Genomic DNA, 21,814 nt, shown 5'->3' on the forward strand with positions numbered 1-21,814 from the left:
GCACTATACCTATGGCGTTACTCATTTCTTCATTCTTCTTCTGTTTTAGCCGGAGCAACCTGTAGCGCACGTTCCGCAACCTTCGGAGCCATTGTTTTTTTGGGTGCGGTGACCTTTTTGGGAGAAAGCTGAATGATCATACGTTTTCCCTCCAAAACAGGCATCTGATCCACCTTTGCATACTCTTCCAAGTCATTGGCAAAACGCAGGAGCAATACTTCTCCCTGCTCCTTGAATAAGATGGAACGGCCTTTAAAAAACACATAAGCTTTCACCTTATCCCCATCTTCCAAAAAGCCCTTGGCATGCTTCAACTTAAAATTATAATCATGGTCATCCGTCTGAGGCCCAAATCGGATTTCCTTTACATTTACTTTGACTTGTTTGGCTTTTTGTTCCTTTTGGCGTTTCTTTAATTGATACAGAAATTTAGAATAATCAATAATACGACAAACAGGAGGGGTTGCAGTCGGAGATATCTCCACAAGATCAGCTTCATGCTCTTCAGCAAGTTTTAAAGCCTGTGCTATCGGATAGACCTTCGGTTCTATTTCATCGCCCACAATACGGACTTCTTTGGCACGGATCTGCTCGTTAATCCGATGTTGCCCTTTTAAGCTGTCATTTTTCATTAAATAACGTTTACTTCCAGTTTGTTTCTTGTTTATTATTCCCAAATTTATGTTTTGTTATTAAGTAAAAGCCACCTTTAAAACATCTATTACATACTACGCTTTTACAATTGGCGGCAAAGTTACCACTTATTTATCATATTCTGAATCTCTTCGTTCACTTTTTTTGCAAAATCCTCTATTTTCAGGGTTCCTTGATCACCTTCTCCCTGCTTACGCACAGCAACTTCTCTATTCTCCGCCTCTTTTTCACCTACAACCAGCATATAAGGAATACGCTTCATCTCATTATCACGAATCTTACGGCCGATTTTCTCATTACGTTCGTCTACAACAGCACGAATGTCATATTTTTTCAGATATTGTTCTACCTCATGAGCGTAGTCGTTAAACTTTTCACTGATGGGCAAGACAACCACCTGATCGGGAGTCAGCCATAACGGGAATTTGCCTGCCGTATGTTCGATAAGAACAGCAACAAAACGTTCCATCGAACCGAACGGAGCACGATGCACCATAACCGGGCGGTGTTTTTGATTGTCGGCACCGGTATATTCCAGCTGGAAGCGTTCCGGCAAATTATAATCCACCTGAATAGTACCCAACTGCCAACGACGTCCGATAGCATCTTTCACCATGAAGTCCAACTTTGGTCCATAGAAAGCCGCTTCGCCATATTCCACTCTCGCTTTCAACCCTTTCTCTTCGCACGCTTCGATGATGGCCCGCTCTGCCTTTTCCCAATTCTCGTCGCTACCGATATACTTTTCACGATTCACCTTGTCACGCAAGGAAATCTGCGCTTCAAAATTCTCGAAGTTCATTGATTGGAATACAATGGAAATGATGTCCATCACACGAAGGAACTCATCTTTCACTTGGTCGGGACGACAGAAGATATGTGCATCATCCTGCGTAAAACTGCGGACGCGTGTCAATCCGTGCAACTCACCACTTTGCTCATAACGGCAAACCGTACCGAACTCTGCCAGACGCAGAGGCAGCTCCTTATAGGAGCGGGGTGAATTTTTATAAATCATACAGTGGTGAGGACAGTTCATCGGCTTTAGGAAGTACTCTTCCCCTTCCTCCGGTGTATGGATGGGCTGAAATGAATCTTTGCCGTATTTTGCATAATGTCCGGAAGTGATATAAAGCAACTTGTTTCCGATAGGCGGGCACATCACCTCTTGGTAATCATAGCGAGCCTGAATGCGGCGCAGAAAGTCTTGCAAACGGATACGCAATGCAGTTCCTTTGGGCAACCACATTGGCAAGCCCTTACCCACCGTGTCAGAAAACATGAATAGATCCATTTCCTTACCTATTTTACGGTGGTCACGTTTTTTAGCTTCCTCCAGCATCACCAGATATTCATCCAGCATTTTTTTCTTGGGGAAAGTGATACCGTAGATACGGGTCATCATCTTACGGTCTTCTTGACCACGCCAATAAGCACCGGCTACAGAAGTCAACTTAACGGCTTTAATAGGTGCAGTAGTCATCAAGTGAGGGCCGCGGCACAAGTCGGTGAATGCCCCTTGTGTATAAGTCGTGATATGTCCGTCTTCCAATTCGGAAATCAGCTCACATTTATAGGTCTCGCCACGGTCGCCAAACATCTTCAAGGCATCGTTCTTCGCAATGCTCTTCCTGACAACCGCCTCTTTTTTAGAAGCTAACTCTGCCATTTTTTTCTCAATGACCGGAAGATCAGCTTCTTTAATACCTTCTTCACCCGGATCTACGTCATAATAGAAACCATTCTCAATGGCAGGGCCTATACCGAACTGAATGCCGGGATACAATTCCTGTAAAGCTTCGGCCAACAAGTGAGCACTGGTATGCCAAAAAGCATGTTTGCCTTGATCATCCTCCCATTTGTAAAGTACAACTTCAGCGTCTTGCATGATAGGACGCCCTAAATCATAAGTTTCACCGTTCACGCCACAGGCCAGTACATCTTGAGCCAATCGTGAACTGATGCTTTCTGCAATTTGCAACCCCGTTACCCCTTCGTTGTATTCACGAACGGAACCGTCTGGAAATGTTATCTTTATCATAATCTTATGTATATTTCTTTTTTAGAGCGCAAAAATAACTAAATCTTTTTGATATTCGTAACTACTCAGCAATAATATGCTGATTTCTTTTTAGGGCATGTTTGGGGAATAAAAAATAGGCACCTGTATATGGGTACCAATTTTTTGATCCATGAGAGAAACAACTCACCCACATATTTATGATTATTTGAATGTCAGTAAAATAAACCCAAGATAACATCATTATCATTTGGAAATCTCGATGTTTTTTCGTGCCTTTTCATCTATGAGTGAGCAGGTTACGGACATATCAGAGGCACTTGACAACATGGCCAGAGAACTGCGGTCAATGCGGGAGACCATTGATGCGCAGCATACTGAGATACACGCCTTGAACCGTAATTTGGATTGTCTGAGAAAAGAGAACAGAGACCTTAAAAGACGTCTTTCCAAGTACGAGAGGCCTGGCAAGAACTCTGGCAACAGCAGTACTCTCCCATCTGGAAAAGCCACTCTACTTTGACCCTTTTGGCCAAACAGGATTGCCCACCTTGGGCATAATATGATTGCCCCTTTAACCAACATTATTCATAACGTGAGTTCGACGAAATTATCGGTTGTTTCGTCTTGTGCGAAACCGTTTTCATACTCCATAAGCAGGATGCGTTTATACCTCACTCGTAGCATACGTTTTCACCCCACTCGTGGGGTATGTTTATATCACTCGTGGATAGAGCGTTACCCCATTTACAAACAAATACAATTGTCGAACTAACGTTAAATACGATTGAGTACGGTTTTGATGAGCGTGTCGATAGTGTTCTTGTATCCGGTATTGGCTTCCTTTATCAACCGATTGGCAATGACCATGCATACTGTCACGGCCTTGTGTCCCATCAGGCGACTTAATCCAGCCAATGCGGAACTTTCCATCTCAAAATTGGTAATGCGATATCCATCGTATTCAAATTTTTCAATCTTCTCGTTTTGGTGCGGATCAGCCAATGGAATACGAAGTTCGCGTCCTTGCGGTCCGAAGAATCCTCCGGCGGCAATGGTTACACCGCGCACCATGTCGTCTTGTGCAATGCGGTCTGTCAGTTCGGTGTCTGCGTCAATGACATAAGGAGCAGGTGCACACATATTGCCCGACCATCCCATGTGATTCAGAAAGGCACGTTCGAACGGCAGGTCGCAGATAGAGTTGCGTCCGGCATAGAAGTTCAGCAAACCATCAAACCCGATTGACTTTTCGGAACAAACGAATGTGCCTACCGGTGTGTAAGGTTGCAGACCGCCACAAGTGCCGATGCGCACTATTTCCAGCCGGCGCAGTTGAGGCTTCTCTGTGCGCGTATGGAAATCGATGTTGGCAAGGGCGTCCAATTCGTTTATGACAATGTCGATGTTGTCACAACCGATGCCGGTGGAAAGTACAGTGATTCGTTTCCCTTCATAAGTACCGGTCACGGTTCTAAACTCGCGGTTTTCTACTTCGCATTCCTTGTTGTCGAAATGCGAAGCCACTACTGCCACTCGCCCGGGGTCTCCTACTAATATAACTTTGTCTGCAAGCCATTCCGGTCTGACATGCAAATGGAAGATTGAACCTTCTTCATTGATTATTAATTCGGAAGAAACAAAATGTTTTTTCATTTTCGTAGATGCTTGAGTTTTTCTCTTTGAGAGGTTATTTACTTAACGGTTGATTATTGTTGCCACTTGCGGGCTTGGCTATGTTCTCACGCATGGAAGTGTCGGCTTCAATGTTCTTCATGCGATAATAATCCATGATGCCGAGATTGCCGCTGCGGAATGCTTCTGCCATGGCCTTAGGCACTTCGGCTTCGGCTTCGATTACTTTGGCACGGGCTTCCTGTGCTTTGGCTTTCATTTCTTGCTCGCTGGCCACGGCCATGGCACGGCGTTCTTCTGCCTTGGCTTGGGCTATATTTTTATCTGCATTTGCTTGATCTATTTGCAGGGTGGCACCAATGTTTTTGCCTATATCAATGTCGGCTATATCAATAGAAAGAATCTCGAAAGCAGTTCCGGCGTCAAGCCCTTTGCGTAATACCAGTTTGGAGATAGAATCGGGATTCTCTAATACACTTTTATGATTTTCGGACGAGCCGATGGATGATACGATACCTTCGCCTACACGGGCCAAGATGGTGTCCTCTCCGGCTCCGCCTACCAATTGGCGGATATTGGCGCGTACAGTGACACGTGCTTTGGCTATCAGCTGGATGCCGTCTTTGGCCACTGCGGTTACAGGAGGCGTGTCTATCACTTTCGGGTTCACCGACATCTGTACGGCTTCAAATACGTCGCGCCCCGCAAGGTCAATGGCTGTAGCCATTTGAAACGGCAATTCGATGTTGGCTTTCGAGGCGGAAACCAATGCGTGTACCACTCTTTCTACATGTCCTCCGGCAAGGTAATGCGCTTCCAGTTCGTCTCGAGTGATGTTTTTCAGACCGGCTTTATGCGCTTCGATCATTCCCGGGACAATGATATAAGGAGGAACATTACGAATACGCATCAGAAAAAGCTGCACTAACGAAATGTTGACTCCCGACACCTTGGCGGAAAGCCATAAAAAGAAAGGTACGTAATGGAAGAATAGTACCAGAAAGATGATGCCTCCTATGATAAGAAAGGCAGTCAGATACATCGTGTTTGGATCCATAAATTATAAAGTATTAAGTGAATATTAGTTTGGCAACTTTTCAACCATAAGCATTCCGTTTGTAATACGGTTTACAACGATGGGAGTCTTTTCGTTCAGAAAACCGTCGACGGACTTAACTTCTACAATGTCACCGTTAATTTCGGCATAACCGATAAGGGCCAGACGAGTGGTAGTAACGCCTACATCGCCCACCTTTACCCGCTCTTCGGCACTGCGGTCTACTTTGGATGTGATGTCTTTTTTTAGCGAAAGTCTCTCCAATGTTTTTGAACGCATAAATCCCATTAATGAGCCGATGCAAGCCATGCCGGATATGCCCAATGTTATGAAACCTGCTGTTGTTCCCAATTGTGCAAAGGCATAGTAATTGGCAACGACAATGCATCCTCCCGCCAGAAAACCGGCAATACTGATGCCCGGAACAATGAATAGCTCTGCTAAAAAAAAGATGATGGCTGCAATGAGCAATATTGCGATGATTAATATATCCATGGCTTTTTTTATTTAATGAATTGTTTTTCTGTATTTCTTACTTTAATGATAGATTGCTCCAATTCTGTTGACAATTGCTGTACCCGTTGCTCCAAATCAAGGATGGCGGCAGACATATCGGCTTTCTCTTTTTTTCCGGCATTAGCATATTCCGAACGCATCTTTTCCAACTTTTCCTGTTGCTGCTTGTAGCTTTTCTCTAATAAGATGAATTGGTTGTATAAGGCTTTAGCCTGCGGAGAGCGAAAATCGTCCGATCGATAATACGTGTCGTTATCGTCAATGATAAAACGAGACTCGTGCTGTTGGAGTGTTCGGGCATTATCATCGACAGACTTCCGCAGTCTTTCCCGGGCAGCTGTTACGGCATCGGCGTTGTTCCATGTGTCTTTTATGGAGTGTATTTGCGCCAATGCAATCATTTTATTCTGTTCAATGGCCTCATAATTGTATACTTGTTTAGAAATGTTAGGGATAAACACATAAATGCAAACTTTATTTGTCGGTTGATATCTGTCGGAGGCAAACCAGCCAAGGTTGTTGAACTCATCTATTACGTACATGTAATCATTGTAGGGAGAGTTGAAAGGCATACCCACATTTTCAGGTGTCAGGTAAGAATCCGTATTTGTATTGTATCGTGTCACAAAGATGTCATAGCCTCCCATCGAATTGAAGCCGTCCGATGCATAATAGATGGTTATTCCGTCCGTGAGTACGTATGGATAACTCGCATTTACACCTTCATTGATGCTTTCAGGCAGGGGATTGCCATTACTCCACGCATCCAGCAATTTGTTGCGCGAAAGTATGCTGAATGTGCTGTCCGGCTGCAACTCGCTGTAATAAAGTTTGTTACCCAACTCCGTCTCATATACGGTTCCTCCTTGTTTGTCGGAGTCTTCGAAATAACTGTTGTACATGAAAAGTTTGCCTGATTCAGGGCTTAGCTTGTATGCCTCCAGAAATTTTTCTTTGTCTATCACAAAACTGTCTACAAAGCAGACTTCCTCCACTCCTTTCAGCATGCGTAAGTTGCTTCTGCTCTTTTCCAGTAACTTTTCGGCTTCTTGTGTGGGACGTTTCCTTTTAATCAAGTCTGAAATATAGGTCTCGTAGGTTTCAACGGCATCTTCAAAACGATATAAATCATTGTATGCCCGTGCTAAATACAGCTGTCCGCTTGGAGTGCGTTTCTTCACAGCTGTTTCCAGATAGTTCAGAGCTTCGGCAGCTTCACCGGTTTCCAGGCAGCACACACCATACCACAAATTGTAGTTACCGTTTGCCGGTTGTGTCCTGACAAGTTTCTTAAATGCCGGTTTGGCTTTTTCGTATTCATTCTCCTCATATAGAGCTTTTGCTTCGGCCAAAGTTTGTGCCGAAACTGTCATGCCCCAAAATCCGAATAGAAAGAATAATGTATATATCTTTTTCATCTTGTAGTCTATAGGTTCGTTTCAGGATTTCAAAAATACAAATTTATCATTAATAAAGCCTGATTCCTTAATTCTATTATGTTAATTCTTCTTTAAATCGTTCTTTTCGCTTACTTTTGCAGCCGTTTATTTAACGAACAAAAGGCTATCGTTGTATTTATGGCGCAATTTACCGAAGAAGAAAAGCTGCTGCGTCGCATTGAGAAGCGGTTCAGCAAAGGCGTGGTGGAGTATGGCTTGATTGAGGAGGAAGATAAGATACTCATCGGACTTTCCGGCGGTAAAGACTCTTTGGCATTGGTCGAACTTTTGGCCAAGCGTGCTCGAGTGTTCAAGCCGAGATTCTCTCTCGTTGCAGCTCATGTGGTGATGAAGAATATACCATATCAGAGTGATGTGACTTATCTGAAAAAACATGTCGAGGCATGGGGCATTCCCTTTGTCCTTTATGAAACGGGATTTGATGCTTCTACCGATACCCGTAAGTCCCCCTGTTTCCTTTGTTCTTGGAATCGGCGCAAAGCACTGTTCACAGTGGCCAAAGAACAGGAATGCAATAAAATAGCGTTAGGACATCACATGGATGACATCCTGGAAACGTTGTTGATGAATGTCACTTATCAAGGAGCGTTCGGCACAATGCCTCCCCGGCTTGTCATGAAGAAATTTGATATGACAATTATTCGTCCGATGTGTCTGGTTCATGAAGCAGATTTGATAGAACTGGCCCAGGCCAGAGGCTATCGCAAACAAGTGAAGAGTTGTCCTTACGAGTCGCAGTCCCGTCGTAGTACGATGAAAGGCATTCTGAAGCAATTGGAAGCGATGAACCCGGAGGCGCGCTATAGCCTGTGGGGCAGTATGACGAATGTGCAGGAGGAATTACTACCTCAACACAAAAAACTCTAACAACACTTACATCAAGTGATTTATATTATTTTGGCCAAAGGGGTCAATCATATTTGAGCCAGTAGGAGCAAAATTATTTGGCCAAAAGGGACAAAGTTGAGTGACTTTTCCACCAAAAGCATAGAGCTTCATGAACAGCATTATCTTAAAGAATACTCTTGGCATGAGCTCAACGAAGCGGTTATAGGAAACCCCATCGGGAAAATCCTGCCGCATCGCCCCTTTGACCCAATTCAAATAATACTCCTTGAAATTGCGATATGTGCCGAAATGATAGCATACCAGAATGGTCACAATCTCACTTTCGGAGAGCCTGCCCTTGCGGTTCCGGTAGCGTTTGCCGTCACTGTTATGGGACGGCAAACGCAGGTTTTTCGCAAGTTCAGCACTCAAATTCTTGTCAAACTCGTCGATTATACAGAAAATTTCAGTAACTTTGTCGTTGGTAATCATCGCTTAATTATTTTTTAACTTATTGATTTTCAACTATAAAGGTACAAAATATTAGCGAGATTACCAACTTTTTAAAGACTTTTTCTTATCCCGAACTGGCGTATACAATGAATCTTTGGAGAGCGGATTAAAGGCAATTCGTTCGAACAAGAAAAGAAACAGACATATCATGATACCTCAACGATATATCCTCGAATGGAAATCCGTAGCCCCTTGGACAAACGAGGCACAAGTGAAGCAGGATTTGGTTATCAGTCGTACACTGGTGGAAATATTTTCCTCGCCCCTCACATCAGGGAAACTTTTGCGTTTCGTGGCGGCACAGCTTTGCACAAACTCTACATACAACCACAGGTGCGCTATTCGGAAGACATTGACTTGGTACAGATAACCCCGGCTCCGATTAACCCGATATTGAAGGAAATACGTGAGCGGCTCGTATTCTTGGGAACGAAACGAACGGTCAAGCAGCATATCCACAACAATACGGTCATTTATCGCTTTGAATCGGAGTTTCCTCCGGTCATCGACCTACGGCTGAAAAAAGAAATCAACACTCGTAAGGATTTCAGTGTATTGGGACTGAAACAGATTCCTTTTCAAGTAACCAATTCATGGCTTACGGAAAAGTGTGATTTAACTTGCTATGAGTTGGAAGAACTGCTCGGAACAAAACTTCAGGCATTATATCAACGCCGTAAGGGAAGCGACCTCTTCGCTCTATTGGGCGATGAAGAATAATGATACGAATGCGACGAAAATATTGGAGTGCTATCACCAGTATATGGCATTTGTGGTGGAGCAGCCTCCCACACGCAAACAGTTCCTTGCCAATATGGAAACCAAGTTGAAAGACAATGAGTTCATCACCGACATGTACGCCATCATCCGTCCGGGAATATCCTACCGTACAGAGGAGGCTTGGGAGTTTGTTCGGAAAATCTTGGTTGAAAATATTTAAGGATATGTCCCGGAATCAAGGGAGACAGGGGGAAACCTCCTTACACTTGATAATAAAACAACGGCGAGACGCCGGTTTTACCCCGGCATCTCGCCTGAAATATTCCTTGTTTTAAGGAACCACTACATCTTTTGCCCGATAAACGTGCAACGCTTATTCAGTGCGCACGTGCCGTCAAGCGAAGATGTCGCTGCGCTGAATGTAAGCAATCACGTCACCTTTGTTGACCACACCGCCTTGCTTGGCGCACACCTCTACCACGCGTCCCGTGAAGCCGGTCCATACCTTCTCATACTCTCCCCACGGCGTGGAGATGTAGCAGAACACTTCGTCGTGCTGGTACTTGCGGCCGATGAACGGCTCGGACGAAGGGCCTTCGACGGAAACTTCCCAAAGTACCTGTCCCTTGGAGGAGGCTATAATGGGGTCGGCCTTGGCACGCTTCAACTTCCTGATTTCCTCTTCCGAAAAGCCGTTCTTGGCCATGGCGGCATCTTTGGCACGCTGCAAGTCGTCTTCGAAACGCTTCTTGGCAACACCCGACTTGTAATCGCGATATTGGCGGTCGTGCATGGCCAGTTCGAAGAGTTCTTCGTCGTCATCGCCATACTCCCAGCCGTTCTCGTCCATCTCTTTCCGGTATTCGTCCAGAGCGTCGGGATAGTTCAGCTGCGGGTCGGTATCGACGAACTCGTAGCCTTTGGACTTGGCAAGCTCTACGATTTCGGGGGCCAATGCGCCGGGCAGGCGCCCGCTCTTGCCCAGAATCATGTCCCATGTATGGTTGTCGAGCATCGTCCAGCGCTCTTCTCCTTTCATCAGTTGCATCAGGTTCATCAGCGCCACGTTCTTGACGTATTGGCTGAAAGGCGTCACCAGCGGAGGATAGCCCAGCTTAGGCCATACGTATTCCACCTCGTCGAACAGCATCACGAGCAGTTCGTCGATGCTGAGTTCGGGCTCGTTCTTGCCCCGCAATATCATGTTGATACCGGCATGCACCCCTTTCAGGTCGGCCATCATGGAGCCCATCATGCCGCCGGGCAGGCCGCACTTGAGCAAGAGCGAGGACATGTATTTGTTGGTAGGATCCATGAAATAGCCCAGGAAGTCGTCTATGAACTCCTGTGTCATGGCACGAGCTTTCATATAGGCTTTCATGTTGATATCGGGCACTTGGAAGCCCAAATCCTTCAGCATGGCCTGCACGGAGATGATGTCCGGGTGGACTTTTCCCCACGACATCGGTTCCATGGCCACGTCTATGACGTCGGCTCCGTTCTCGCAGACCTCAAGAATGGAGGCCATGGAGAGTCCCGGCCCGCTGTGCCCGTGATATTGTATCAGCACGTCGGGATGTTTCTCCTTGATGGTCTTGACCAGCGTACCCAGCATGCCGGGACGGCCGATGCCGGCCATGTCTTTCAGGCAAATCTCGGGCGCTCCAGCCTCGATGAGCCGGTCGGCAATCCGGGCGTAATAGTCTACGGTATGTACGGGAGAATAGGTGATGCAAAGCGTGGCCTGCGGTATCATTCCCGCCTCGAGCGCATACTTGATGGAAGGAATGATATTCCGGGTTTCGTTGAGCCCGCAGAAGATGCGGGTAATGTCAACACCTTGCGCATGCTTCACCTTATACATCAAGCGACGCACGTCTGCTGGAACCGGATACATGCGCAGCGCGTTCAGACCCCGATCGAGCATGTGCGTCTGAATGCCCGCTTCCCTGAAAAGACGGGTAAAAGCGCGGACGGCTTTGTTGGGATTCTCACCATAGAGAAGATTGACCTGCTCGAAAGCTCCTCCGTTTGTCTCGACTCTCGCGAAACAGCCCATTTCGACAATCAACGGAGCGATGCGCTCCAATTGGTCCACCCGGGGCTGGTATTTACCAGAAGACTGCCACATGTCCCGGTAAACAAGACTGAATTTGATTTCCTTTTTCATCGTGGTTGGTAATAAATGTTTTTTCTTCGGTTAACTTAACATATACAAATATAAAACTTTCTTCTGACATATAGTTAATGAAAATCCGTAAAATTTCAGTCCGAACAATATGTTTTATATCATATTGTCGGACGTACGATTGCCTGTATGGCAGATATTTCGCGCCCGGATTTATTTTTTCCGAAAGAATCGTAAAAGCTATGTGATTTTTTCATAAATTTGCCTACCTATGTAGAAACTGTCCGGGATTTTATTGCAGAGCAGAATCCCGGCCAAAACACTTTAAATTATATAAAAAACGTCATTACATGAAACCAAATCGATTCAAGCCACTCTTTTTATTGATGGCTCTTGTGGTTGCCCTGCCCTCTTTCGGACAAGGACTGAAGACTTTCAAGTTGAAAAACGGTCTTTCCGTATATATATGGGAAGACAACACGAAATCGGATGTGTACGGAGCCGTTGGCGTACGTACGGGTTCGGTGAACGATCCGGCGGAATATACCGGACTTGCGCACTACCTGGAGCACGTCATGTTCAAGGGTACGGACAAAATCGGCACGCTCGACTGGAGCACCGAAGAACCCATCTACAAGGAAATCATCGCCAAATATGACAAGATGGCCGAAGAAGCCGACCCGGCAAAGAAAGAAGCCATCGGCAAGGAGATAAACGAACTGACCATCCGGGCAGGCAAGGTGAGCATCTCCAACGAGTTCTCCAACCTGATGGAGAGCATGGGAGGCAAGAACCTGAATGCGGCAACCAGCTATGACTATACGGTGTATCACAACTCTTTCCCCGCCTACCAGATAAACAAATGGCTGGAGATTTCGTCACAACGCTTCATCAATCCGGTGTTCCGCACGTTCCAGTCGGAGCTGGAGACGGTATATGAGGAGTATAACCGCGCGCAGGACAATCCCGGCAGAGTGCAGAACCAGTTCCTGATGGGCAAGGCTTTCGAGGGACATCCTTATGCGCGTCCCGTACTGGGACTTCCGGAACACCTGAAGAACCCGCGCCTGAGCAAACTGATAGAGTTCTACAACACGTGGTACACACCGGAGAACATGGTGCTGGTGCTGGTGGGAAACATCGATGCCCGGCAAGTGAGCGCACGCATCAACGCCTCCTTCGGCCGCCTGCCCAAGAGGGGGATGCCCGAAAGAAAAAGCTATCCGGACATTGAGATAAAAGGACGCACGCAGCACACCGCCAAGATAGGTTATTACCCCAGCGTTGCACTGGTATATAAGGGCGTGCCCACCGGACATCCGGATGAGAAGGCGCTGGACATAGCCATGGAATTACTGTCGAACAGCAACAACACCGGAACGCTGGACAAATTAGTGATAAACGGTGACCTGACCAACGGCTACGCCTTTCTGAACACGCTGCGCGAACAAGGGCGCTGCATAGTAAGCGTGATGCCCTTGTACGACGAGAACCAGCGCCGGTTCGAATCGAACAAGAGCGCCGAAAAGAAAGCGCTGAAAGCCATTGAGCAGATAGCCAAAGGCGAATTCGCCGACTGGCTGGTAGAGGCCATCAAAAACAATATATGCCGCGACTACGACCTACGCATGGAGGCCAACGAGAACAAGGCCGACATGCTGATAGAAACTTTCATCAACGAAGTCGATCCGGGCAAAGTGCTGGGCTACAAGGAAGAAGTGATGGCCGTGACCAGCGAAGACATCAAGCGTGTGGCCAAACAATACCTGACGGACAATTACCTGGCACTGTACATAGAGAAAGGTAATACCAAAGAAGAGAACAAGCTGAAGAAGCCCGGTTACAAAGCCATCGAGCCTCCGGTGGGCCGGCAGTCGCTCTATGCCACACAGTTCAAGAACATGCCCATCGGGCAGGTGGAGGAAAAATTCATCGACTTCAGCGATGTGCAGACCAAGAAGCTGAACGAACGTTCGCAAATGTTCTATACGAAGAATCCCGAGAACAACATCTTCAGTCTGACCCTGAGATACGGCGTAGGCGAACGCGAGTTCCCCAAGCTGGGCATTGCCGCCAACCTGATGAACAACGCCGGAATCATGGGGGCATACGAACCTCAGCAACTGAAAGAAGAGTTGAGCAAGCTCAACGCCACCTACTCCGTGAACGCTGACGACAACTACCTCTACATCACGATGAGAGGATATGAAGAGACCTTGCCGCAAGCCTGTCAACTCCTTGCCCGCCAGATTCTGATGCCCAAGCTGGACGACAAACAGCTGAGCCGCATCAAGGGCAGCCTTCTGGGTATGCGCCAGCAACGCAAGGAGAACGTTTCTCTGCTGAATCAGGCACTGAACCAGTACGTCCGCTACCAAGACAAGTCGGACTATATCACCGAGCTGACCGACAAGGAACTCTATGAATTGCAAATAGCCGAGCTGACGGGAGACATTAACCGTGCCGCCAACTACGAGGCGGAGATTTTCTATTGCGGCTCACTGCCCTTCGACAACGTATACGACATCCTGAGCAAAAACCTGCCGCTGGTGGCCAACGAACGTCCCAGCCAATCGCCTCAGGACAAGACCCTGGCGCCGGTGACGGAAAACACCGTCTATTTCCTGCCCAACACTGACACCGAGCAGGCACAAATCTCTTTCTACCTGCCCATGCAGGGTTACGACAAAAAAGACGACGTGCTGCGCGACGCCTTCTACCAGTACTTCTCCGGAGGTTTCAACGGACTGGTGCTCAACGAAATCCGCGAAAAGCGCTCGATGGCCTATACGGCAGGCGCCTACGTGGTAAGTCCGCAGGTAAAAGGAAACCCCACGTATCTGGCAGGAAGCATCGGCACACAAAACGACAAAGCCAATGATGCCATAGATGTGTTCATGGAGCTTATCAACAACATGCCGAAGAACGCCGAACGCATGGACAACATCAAAAGCTATATGCGCCAAGAGGCTTTGAGTACGCATCCCAACTTCCGCTATAAGGCAAGCTACCTCAAAAGACTACAGCAAATGGGGTATCAAGGGGATCCCGCCGCAGAAAATCTGCCGAAGATAGACGCCCTGACATTCGAGAACATCGTGAAGTTCTACGAAGAGAATATCAAGGGCAAGCCTTATGCCATCGGCATCATGGGCAACCCGAAAGATATCGACCTGAAACGCCTGGGAAAATACGGGAAAGTGGTGAGACTGAACGAACGCAAGTTGTTCAACACCAAGGATGCCTTGTTCTAAGGGACACACATGTCATAAAGATAAAAGAAATCGAGAACCGTATTTGACGAAGGCGAACTTGACGAAAACAGCAATGTGCCCCAAAAGCACATTGCTGTTTTCAATCATTATTGCCATCACGGATTAACTTACCATCCATGCTTCCGTCTTGGGCGATGCGGGGTGCTACCGTCTACTCACTGTATTTCCCTGATTAGCTTGGCGGGATTACCTCCTACAATAGTGTTGGGGGCTACGTCTCTGGTCACAACCGCACCGGCCGCTACAACCGCATTCTCGCCGATGGTGACGCCCGGCAAGACAGTGGCACCGGCACCCACCCAGGCATTACGGCAAATCCGGACAGGTTTGCAGAGCAATATCTGGCGGTCATGCAAGTCGTGATTGTTCGAGATGAGCTGCACGTTGGCGGCAATCATCGCTCCCTCGCCGATGCTGATGCCACCTCGCCCCATCATCAGGCAGTTGTTCATGATGATTACTCCCTCCGCTATGTTGACTTTATGGAAACAGACACCCGTAAGTCCGGGCATCAGCCTGACGCCCCGGCCAATATTCTTTCCAAAGAGCTCGTGCACCAACGTGTCATATTCCTCGGTGTAGGGCATCGTGTGGTTCAGTCTGAAAAGCACCTGTGCCTGACGCACTCCTTCGGCATGCTCCTCCGGAGTCAATGTTCTTGGATCTACTCTTAATACTTCCATCATATCGTTGTTTTCCATTTAAAATCCAAACAAAGTTGGATAATTCATTAATAATTAACTTTTGTATTATATCTTTGTATCAGGATGTTAAGAGGAAGTAGGCTCTGCTGAGGAGCAACCTACCAGCGATAAGCATCCTGACGGCACGCAGTAATGCTACTTGTGGAGGCGGTTACACGCCTCTCTTTTTGTATTACTGATACTGTCTGATATGGCTAAGAAAACCTGAGCCAAAATCCTATGGTAAAACAAACTTTCCACAGCGGACATCAACGAAGTGAGCCGCAAGTTCCTTTATCAGTCAAACCATGTAATGAGAGTTACAGACTTTTTTGAGCGGACTTCAAAGCCGCAAAAGATATGTAGTATTTCTCTCAAAAGAAAGTTGTTTTACCTTATAGGATTCTATATCATTTGATAACACATGGCACATATTCCTTTTCATGTTTAAGTACAAAATAGACTCTGTTCACTAACCGTCTGGCAATTTTCACAATAGCCTTTTGCGGATTCATCCGTTTCCGGTATTCCGTATAAGCCATTGTCATGGCCGGGTCTTTCCGGATGGCAACCCATGCGGCTTCCACCAACAGACACCGGAGCATGAAATGCCGACGGGGTGTAATGTCACCCACATTATCATTATCACCACTGGAATGACACATGGGAACCAATCCAATGAAAGAGGCTAAATGGTCCGCATTGCTGAAACGGACAATATCGTCAATCTCGACCATCAGGGTAGCGGCGGTTGTAACACCTATACCCGGAACGGATGTCAGCAGGCGTATCGGTTTGTCGAATGGTGCTTTCCGGGATATTTCACGGATGGCACGTGTTTCCTGCAGCAGCATCTTCCTCAAGCGGATGAACTGCTCAAGGTGAAGCTCCAGTGTTTTCTTTCCATACTCCGTTGAGAGTTCAAGGCAGTGCAGCCAATTCAGAAAACGCTTCGACCAGCACCCGATTGAACTCCGGGTAAATTCTTCCGGTATTTCCACTCCATGGAAACGAAGCAATGATTTGATACGGTTCTTGGCACGTGTGCTGTCTTTTACTATCAGGTTTCTCAGCCTTATCAAAGAGCGCATTTCCAGGATGTCAGTTCCCGGAACATATATCCCTTCTAACGAACCTGAACGTAACTCACGGGCGAGCTTGTTGCAATCCACCGCATCGGTCTTACGTAATTTCTCCTTGCTCATCGTCGGAACATCCGCAGGATTGACCACTATATTGTTGATACCTAAATCCGTCAACTTCTCGTGTATCCAGAAGCCACAGAAACCGGCTTCATAAACTGAGAAGTAATTGGCACCCGGATAATTGCTTACCAAATATTTATGCAACGCTTCCGGCTCCGGATCTTGTCTGAATCTTCTCAGTACTGAATGTTTCGATAAGATTGCTACCGACCAACTCTTCAGGTGGACATCAATTCCTACGTAAATATTTTGTCCACTAAAATCTAATGTGTTACTTTGTACACGTTTCATAAGCTATATCGTTATGAGTTAATATTGTTTTTTTCACTTACAAAGTTAACTATAATGGTATAGCTTTTTTAGGGCTATCTTCTGTTATCCGTCACTTCCGATTTTAAACATAGGAACTTTTTAAGCGTTATTGTTTCTTCCGCTATTTCACCTCGCGGATATCATTATAAATGAAGTTGGAGGATCGTTTTTTGATAAACCACTTCCCGTTGATCTTCACGTATTCGTCGTTATAGCGTATGCCGCTGAATCTGCCTATATCCTTACCGTCTTGCTTGCCGATAAGCACCACTTGACAATAGTGGATGCCCCTGGCACTGTCGCCGTCAATCTCCACCGTGTGCTGTCCATTGATGTGATACACGGAGTGGAAATGGGCCAAAAAGCCGCTAAACGCATCTCCGATTTCTTTCTTCCCCCTGAAGCTCGAAATCACTTGTCCGCCCGTGAGGGAGGTGACTTCCGCGTCTTCGGTAAACAGTTCCAGCTGCTCGGTTACTTTCTTCTCGTCCGAAAGATTAGAAAAGACATCTACCAGCTCTTTAAGAGCCAAACGGTCTTTTATCTCCCGGATTTCTTTTGCTTGCGTTTCCATGGCATTTTGAATGTTACTGCTTTGTTGATGATTGTTCTGGCAAGATGCAAGTCCCAGCAGGGCCGCAACTACGATGATTCTTGTTTTCATATCGATTGTTTTTTTTGATGAGTTTATTTTCTTAAGGGAGTTTTTCCATGCGTGCCTTTGGACGAAGTGCCAAGGCTTGTGCCTGTGTCATGCGCGGCTTTCAGTCCTTCGGGAGCACGGTCGCCGAAGACGCCCGTTATATCGAATCCCTCTTTGAGTTCGGCGAGATCTGACGCGGTTAGTTTCACGCGTGCCGAAGCGGTATTTTCCTTCATATTGGAAATAAATCGTGTGCCGGGGATGGGGACGATGAACGGTTTTTGAGCCAAGAGCCATGCCAACGCTACCTGTCCTGATGTGGCCTCGTGCCGTTCGCCTATTCGGGCCAAGAGTTCTACAATGGGACGGTTTTTCTCTAATGCCTCCACCGTAAAGCGCGGGAAGTTGAGACTTCTGCGGATGTCTCCCTCCGCAAACTTATAGTCAGGTGTTACTTTGCCTGTCAGATAGCCCATCCCAAGGGGGCTCCAAGGAACAAAACCTATACCCAGTTCCTCGCAAACGGGAATCACTTCCGCTTCAGGGTCGCGTGTCCAAAAGGAATATTCGTTCTGTACCGCCGTAACGGGAAACTCTTTGTGAGCGCGGCGTATTGTAGCTTCACCCACTTCCGACAACCCGAAATGCAAAACTTTGCCTTCTCTCACTAAATCACCCACTGTGCCTGCCACGTCTTCAATAGGAACATGAGGGTCGATGCGGTGTTGGTAAAGCAGGTCGATGCGGTCGGTCTGAAGCCGTTTGAGCATATGCTCTACAGCCTGACGGATGTGCTTGGGGTCACTGTTGTTTCCGCCTCGGAACTGTCCCGTTTGGAAGTCAATGTTAAACCCGAACTTGGTAGCAATAACAACGTTGTTGCGGACATCTTTGAGGGCTTCACCGGTGATTTGCTCGCTGATGTGTGGCCCGTAGATTTCGGCTGTATCGAAGAAGCGGATGCCTTCGTCATAAGCACTTCGAATTAGTTTCAAGGAATCTTTGCGAGTGGGCGGATTGCCATACGCCCATGCAATGTTCATGCAGCCGAAACCAAGTTCGGAGACTTCCATTTTCCCTAACTTACGTGTACCCATGCTTAATGTTTCTCTAACCGTGGATTTGCCTGTTGAAAAGGTGGGAGAAGCGAACGCTTTTGTAATTCCTAAGCCATCCAGTGCTATTCCGGCTACTGCCATTGCCGAGCCTTTGATAAAGTTGCGGCGGCTGATGCTGTTTCTTTTTTTGTTCATTTCTATTGTTTTTTAAGGTTGATTTTGATGATGCAAAGATAAAGGCAGTCCGCACCCCGATTGTGCCATTTTTCACCACAATATTTTCACGAAAGGCTGTTCTTTTGTAGCTTTGCCGAAAAAAGACAGGCAAATGACAGAAAAAGAAGAAATTATCATACTTGATAGCTATGATGCGGATAAACTTCCACAGGAGTTTACCTCACATTATTTTACGCATATTCTTTGCCATAACGGAACCGGACAACTCCGGATGAATGGCGCGACATATCCAATAAAGCCGGACGACATTGTCATCTTACTCCCATTGGCAGAGGTGGAGGATTTACTCTTCAGTATTGATTTTCAAGCGGATTTTCTTTTTATGTCTTATGATATTGCCACGAAAAACAATCCCGATATATCATGGGGCATCAAGGGCTATCTGTTTTCAAAAGAAAATCCGGTGGTGTCACTCTCAAAGCCCGACAAACAGAAATGCCTATGGAACTTTCAGGTGTTAAAGTCCGTTTGCGATGACACAAAACACCGTTTCAGGAAAGAGATGCTTAACCGATACGTTCAGGTTTTCATTATGGACATGTGGAATATTTTTGCTCAGAAAATAGAGGAACGGTTGAGTTTTACCGGACAGAGGATTTCTCTCTTCGAGCGTTTCCTAAACCTTGCCGACACTCATTGCATGGAACACAGAGACCTTGGATTCTATAGCGACAAACTCTGCATCACGACGAAATACCTTACGGAACTCTGTAAGAAAAACAGCGGAAAGACCGCCGGTGAGTGGATACAAAATTACACCACGCAACGCATCATCATCTTGCTTCGGAACCCGAACCTGAGCTTTACAGAAATAGCCGACGCTCTACATTTTTCGAGCCAGTCGTTTTTCAGCAGGTATGTGCGCAGCGTATTGGGCGTTTCACCCAGCGAGTTCAGGCAGGAACTGGGGCAATAACCACATTTCCTCACCCATGCCCCGACAGTGTGGGGAGGCAGATCTTGAATTTCACCGCCAGTATGCGAACAATGAACACGGTGGTGCCCGCCATCACCTGGCAGGCGTAGGATTGCATTCCCAGCGAATCGCAAAGCCAATAGCACGAACCGCCCACCACGCAGGCCATCGCATAAATCTCTTTCCGGAATATCAGCGGAATCTCATTGATGAAGACATCGCGTATCACACCTCCCGCCGCTCCGGTGATGCTGCCCATGATAATGGCCACCCAGAACGGATAGCCTACGACCAGACTCTTGCCTACGCCCACCACGGTGAACAGGGCCAGCCCGATGCTGTCGAAGATGAAGAACGTATTGTTCAGATGGATAAGGTACTTACCGAAGAGAATGACCCACAACAACGCCAGACCGGTACAAATTAAATAAATGGGGTCGGTCATCCAGCCCGGAGTGACATCGAGCAGCAGGTCACGTATCGTACCGCCCCCAATGGCCGTCACAAAACCTACCACATAGGCGCCAAACCAATCGAACCGCTTGGCCGAAGCCAGCCGTATACCACTGATGGCAAAAGCGAATGTACCTATGAAATCGAGTATCTGAACAAATGTAGGCATTGTCATACTGTATTTGAGATTTAGAATTATTAAAGAATGAATATTTAGAAACTATTTTCAAGAAGCACTCAAAATTATGGGCAAAGAAACAAATAAATTCCTTAAGAAAGCGTATTTTTGTTCCATCATTTTTTTCACCATAAATAACAATGAAGATAACGATTGTATCGGGAGCACGTCCCAACTTCATGAAAATAGCTCCTATATGCCGTGCCATCGATGCGGCCAAAGAAGCCGGAAAAAACATCTATTACCGCATAGTCTACACCGGGTCGCAAGATGACGTCAGTCTGGACGCCTCGCTTTTCGCCGACCTTGCCATGAGGCAGCCGGATGCCTACCTGGGCGTCTCCGGACACGATCACTCCCAAGTGGCAGCCTCCATCATGTTGGCTTTTGAAAAGGAACTGGACAATCATCCCGCACAGATAGTGCTGGTGGTAGACGACATGACCGCCACCATGAGCTGCTCCATCGTTGCCAAGAAACGCGGGCTGAAAGTGGCACACGTCATAGCCGGAACACGTTCTTTCGACATGAATATGCCCCGCGAAGTGAACCGCACCATCGTGGATGCCATCTCCGATTATCTCTTCACAGCAGGCATGGTGGCGAACCGCAACCTCAACCAAGAGGGAATGATACCGGACTACATCCACTACGTGGGCAATATCCTGATTGACACCATCCGATTCAATCGCCACCGTCTGATACAGCCGGTCTGGTTCTCTACCCTCGGCCTGAAAAAAGGAGAGTACTTGTTGCTCACCCTCAACCGTCACGACCTACTGGCCAAGAAAGCCGTGCTGCAATCTTTGTTGCAGACGCTGCTTGAAAAAGCGAACGGCATGCCCATCGTGGCACCGCTGCATCCATACGTGCAAAATGCCGTGAAGTCATTGGAACTGAACACCCCCAACCTGCACATACTTCCTCCGCAGAGCTACCTGCACTTCGGCTTCCTTGTGAATCAGGCCAAAGGCATAGTCACCGATTCGGGCAATATAGCTGAAGAAGCCACTTTTCTCGACGTACCCTGCATCACCCTCAACACCTATGCCGAGCATCCCGAGACCTGGCGCATAGGGACGAACGAACTGGTAGGCGAAAACTCCTTCGCCCTTTCCGCCTCGCTCCATAAGCTGCTGCACGAAGGCTGGAAGCACACTACCCTGCCCGACCGATGGGACGGACGGACAGCGGAACGCATTGTACAGACTTTACTGAACAAGGAGTCTGTTTAAGAAAACGGTTTTGATTTTCTTAAAATCAGGCAAAGCAAAGAAGCCATAAGGAAAAGATTATCATATCATTAGTGACTAATAACTTCTT

Annotated in this window: 18 protein-coding genes and 1 pseudogene; 6 read left to right on the plus strand and 13 right to left on the minus strand. The window is 47.0% G+C overall.

Features of this window, described 5'->3' with window-relative positions; genetic code table 11:
* Window positions 1–29 precede the first annotated feature (29 nt).
* The 6 genes from infC to C4H11_RS03630 form a co-directional block, all read right to left on the minus strand.
* Window positions 30–632, minus strand: a complete 603-nt coding sequence (gene infC / locus C4H11_RS03600; RefSeq protein ID WP_106040492.1) for a translation initiation factor IF-3 — start codon at window positions 630–632, stop codon at window positions 30–32.
* A 122-nt stretch (window positions 633–754) separates the two neighbouring features.
* Window positions 755–2,695, minus strand: coding sequence for a threonine--tRNA ligase (gene thrS, locus C4H11_RS03605; RefSeq protein WP_106040493.1), 1,941 nt, complete (start codon window positions 2,693–2,695; stop codon window positions 755–757).
* Between the two features lie 756 nt (window positions 2,696–3,451).
* The gene (locus C4H11_RS03615) at window positions 3,452–4,330 is read right to left on the minus strand and encodes a nucleoside phosphorylase (protein WP_106040494.1); all 879 of its coding nucleotides are present in this window, start codon (window positions 4,328–4,330) and stop codon (window positions 3,452–3,454) included.
* Window positions 4,331–4,364: 34 nt separating this feature from the next.
* Window positions 4,365–5,366, minus strand: a complete 1,002-nt coding sequence (floA, locus tag C4H11_RS03620; protein ID WP_106040495.1) for a flotillin-like protein FloA — start codon at window positions 5,364–5,366, stop codon at window positions 4,365–4,367.
* 24 nt (window positions 5,367–5,390) lie between these two features.
* Window positions 5,391–5,861, minus strand: coding sequence for an NfeD family protein (locus tag C4H11_RS03625; protein ID WP_106040496.1), 471 nt, complete (start codon window positions 5,859–5,861; stop codon window positions 5,391–5,393).
* A gap of 8 nt (window positions 5,862–5,869) precedes the next feature.
* A complete protein-coding gene (locus C4H11_RS03630; protein WP_106040497.1) occupies window positions 5,870–7,300 on the minus strand; it encodes a tetratricopeptide repeat protein in 1,431 nt (476 codons plus the stop codon).
* A 159-nt stretch (window positions 7,301–7,459) separates the two neighbouring features.
* On the opposite strand from C4H11_RS03630, the gene C4H11_RS03635 reads away from it, so the two are divergent.
* Window positions 7,460–8,209 (plus strand): ATP-binding protein, encoded by a 750-nt coding sequence (locus C4H11_RS03635; RefSeq protein ID WP_106040498.1) that lies wholly within the window; start codon window positions 7,460–7,462, stop codon window positions 8,207–8,209.
* Window positions 8,210–8,320: 111 nt separating this feature from the next.
* Here C4H11_RS03635 and C4H11_RS03640 read toward each other — a convergent pair.
* A pseudogene (locus C4H11_RS03640) lies at window positions 8,321–8,662 on the minus strand (IS982 family transposase); the annotation flags it as partial.
* 195 nt (window positions 8,663–8,857) lie between these two features.
* On the opposite strand from C4H11_RS03640, the gene C4H11_RS03645 reads away from it, so the two are divergent.
* Complete coding sequence (locus tag C4H11_RS03645) at window positions 8,858–9,403, plus strand: nucleotidyl transferase AbiEii/AbiGii toxin family protein (RefSeq protein WP_234819864.1); 546 nt, start codon at window positions 8,858–8,860, stop codon at window positions 9,401–9,403.
* Entirely contained in the window at window positions 9,393–9,623 is a 231-nt protein-coding gene (locus C4H11_RS14370) for a hypothetical protein (RefSeq protein WP_234819865.1), read from the plus strand. Before C4H11_RS03645 ends, C4H11_RS14370 begins: the two co-directional genes overlap by 11 nt.
* A 174-nt stretch (window positions 9,624–9,797) precedes the next feature.
* Here C4H11_RS14370 and C4H11_RS03650 read toward each other — a convergent pair whose 3' ends face one another.
* Window positions 9,798–11,573 (minus strand): oxaloacetate decarboxylase, encoded by a 1,776-nt coding sequence (locus tag C4H11_RS03650; protein ID WP_106040499.1) that lies wholly within the window; start codon window positions 11,571–11,573, stop codon window positions 9,798–9,800.
* A 308-nt stretch (window positions 11,574–11,881) separates the two neighbouring features.
* On the opposite strand from C4H11_RS03650, the gene C4H11_RS03655 reads away from it, so the two are divergent.
* Window positions 11,882–14,785, plus strand: a complete 2,904-nt coding sequence (locus C4H11_RS03655; protein ID WP_106040500.1) for a M16 family metallopeptidase — start codon at window positions 11,882–11,884, stop codon at window positions 14,783–14,785.
* 176 nt (window positions 14,786–14,961) lie between these two features.
* Here C4H11_RS03655 and C4H11_RS03660 read toward each other — a convergent pair whose 3' ends face one another.
* The 4 genes from C4H11_RS03660 to C4H11_RS03675 form a co-directional block, all read right to left on the minus strand.
* Window positions 14,962–15,489 (minus strand): acyltransferase, encoded by a 528-nt coding sequence (locus C4H11_RS03660; RefSeq protein WP_106043090.1) that lies wholly within the window; start codon window positions 15,487–15,489, stop codon window positions 14,962–14,964.
* A 410-nt stretch (window positions 15,490–15,899) separates the two neighbouring features.
* Entirely contained in the window at window positions 15,900–16,985 is a 1,086-nt protein-coding gene (locus C4H11_RS03665) for an IS110 family RNA-guided transposase (protein ID WP_106040103.1), read from the minus strand.
* 142 nt (window positions 16,986–17,127) lie between these two features.
* Window positions 17,128–17,670 carry a nuclear transport factor 2 family protein gene (locus C4H11_RS03670; RefSeq protein WP_234819866.1) on the minus strand — a complete coding sequence of 181 codons (543 nt, stop codon included), beginning with the start codon at window positions 17,668–17,670 and terminating at the stop codon, window positions 17,128–17,130.
* Window positions 17,671–17,693: 23 nt separating this feature from the next.
* The gene (locus C4H11_RS03675) at window positions 17,694–18,902 is read right to left on the minus strand and encodes an aldo/keto reductase (RefSeq protein ID WP_129588272.1); all 1,209 of its coding nucleotides are present in this window, start codon (window positions 18,900–18,902) and stop codon (window positions 17,694–17,696) included.
* Between the two features lie 133 nt (window positions 18,903–19,035).
* Between C4H11_RS03675 and C4H11_RS03680 the strand changes: the two genes are divergently transcribed.
* Entirely contained in the window at window positions 19,036–19,860 is an 825-nt protein-coding gene (locus C4H11_RS03680) for an AraC family transcriptional regulator (RefSeq protein ID WP_106040501.1), read from the plus strand.
* A gap of 10 nt (window positions 19,861–19,870) precedes the next feature.
* Here C4H11_RS03680 and C4H11_RS03685 read toward each other — a convergent pair whose 3' ends face one another.
* Complete coding sequence (locus tag C4H11_RS03685; protein WP_106040502.1) at window positions 19,871–20,482, minus strand: trimeric intracellular cation channel family protein; 612 nt, start codon at window positions 20,480–20,482, stop codon at window positions 19,871–19,873.
* 149 nt (window positions 20,483–20,631) lie between these two features.
* Between C4H11_RS03685 and C4H11_RS03690 the strand changes: the two genes are divergently transcribed.
* Window positions 20,632–21,726, plus strand: a complete 1,095-nt coding sequence (locus C4H11_RS03690) for a UDP-N-acetyl glucosamine 2-epimerase (protein WP_106040503.1) — start codon at window positions 20,632–20,634, stop codon at window positions 21,724–21,726.
* The last annotated feature ends 88 nt before the right edge of the window (window positions 21,727–21,814 follow it).

Source organism: Bacteroides zoogleoformans, assembly GCF_002998435.1.
Classification (GTDB): Bacteria; Bacteroidota; Bacteroidia; order Bacteroidales; family Bacteroidaceae; genus Bacteroides; species Bacteroides zoogleoformans.

Bases quoted from the DNA above. Each gene is read 5' to 3' on its own strand.
- infC (WP_106040492.1), bottom strand. From the start codon at position 632: ATGAAAAATGACAGCTTAAAAGGGCAACATCGGATTAACGAGCAGATC.
- thrS (WP_106040493.1), bottom strand. From the start codon at position 2,695: ATGATAAAGATAACATTTCCAGACGGTTCCGTTCGTGAATACAACGAA.
- C4H11_RS03615 (WP_106040494.1), bottom strand. From the start codon at position 4,330: ATGAAAAAACATTTTGTTTCTTCCGAATTAATAATCAATGAAGAAGGT.
- floA (WP_106040495.1), bottom strand. From the start codon at position 5,366: ATGGATCCAAACACGATGTATCTGACTGCCTTTCTTATCATAGGAGGC.
- C4H11_RS03625 (WP_106040496.1), bottom strand. From the start codon at position 5,861: ATGGATATATTAATCATCGCAATATTGCTCATTGCAGCCATCATCTTT.
- C4H11_RS03630 (WP_106040497.1), bottom strand. From the start codon at position 7,300: ATGAAAAAGATATATACATTATTCTTTCTATTCGGATTTTGGGGCATG.
- C4H11_RS03635 (WP_106040498.1), top strand. From the start codon at position 7,460: ATGGCGCAATTTACCGAAGAAGAAAAGCTGCTGCGTCGCATTGAGAAG.
- C4H11_RS03645 (WP_234819864.1), top strand. From the start codon at position 8,858: ATGGAAATCCGTAGCCCCTTGGACAAACGAGGCACAAGTGAAGCAGGA.
- C4H11_RS14370 (WP_234819865.1), top strand. From the start codon at position 9,393: ATGAAGAATAATGATACGAATGCGACGAAAATATTGGAGTGCTATCAC.
- C4H11_RS03650 (WP_106040499.1), bottom strand. From the start codon at position 11,573: ATGAAAAAGGAAATCAAATTCAGTCTTGTTTACCGGGACATGTGGCAG.
- C4H11_RS03655 (WP_106040500.1), top strand. From the start codon at position 11,882: ATGAAACCAAATCGATTCAAGCCACTCTTTTTATTGATGGCTCTTGTG.
- C4H11_RS03660 (WP_106043090.1), bottom strand. From the start codon at position 15,489: ATGGAAGTATTAAGAGTAGATCCAAGAACATTGACTCCGGAGGAGCAT.
- C4H11_RS03665 (WP_106040103.1), bottom strand. From the start codon at position 16,985: ATGAAACGTGTACAAAGTAACACATTAGATTTTAGTGGACAAAATATT.
- C4H11_RS03670 (WP_234819866.1), bottom strand. From the start codon at position 17,670: ATGAAAACAAGAATCATCGTAGTTGCGGCCCTGCTGGGACTTGCATCT.
- C4H11_RS03675 (WP_129588272.1), bottom strand. From the start codon at position 18,902: ATGAACAAAAAAAGAAACAGCATCAGCCGCCGCAACTTTATCAAAGGC.
- C4H11_RS03680 (WP_106040501.1), top strand. From the start codon at position 19,036: ATGACAGAAAAAGAAGAAATTATCATACTTGATAGCTATGATGCGGAT.
- C4H11_RS03685 (WP_106040502.1), bottom strand. From the start codon at position 20,482: ATGCCTACATTTGTTCAGATACTCGATTTCATAGGTACATTCGCTTTT.
- C4H11_RS03690 (WP_106040503.1), top strand. From the start codon at position 20,632: ATGAAGATAACGATTGTATCGGGAGCACGTCCCAACTTCATGAAAATA.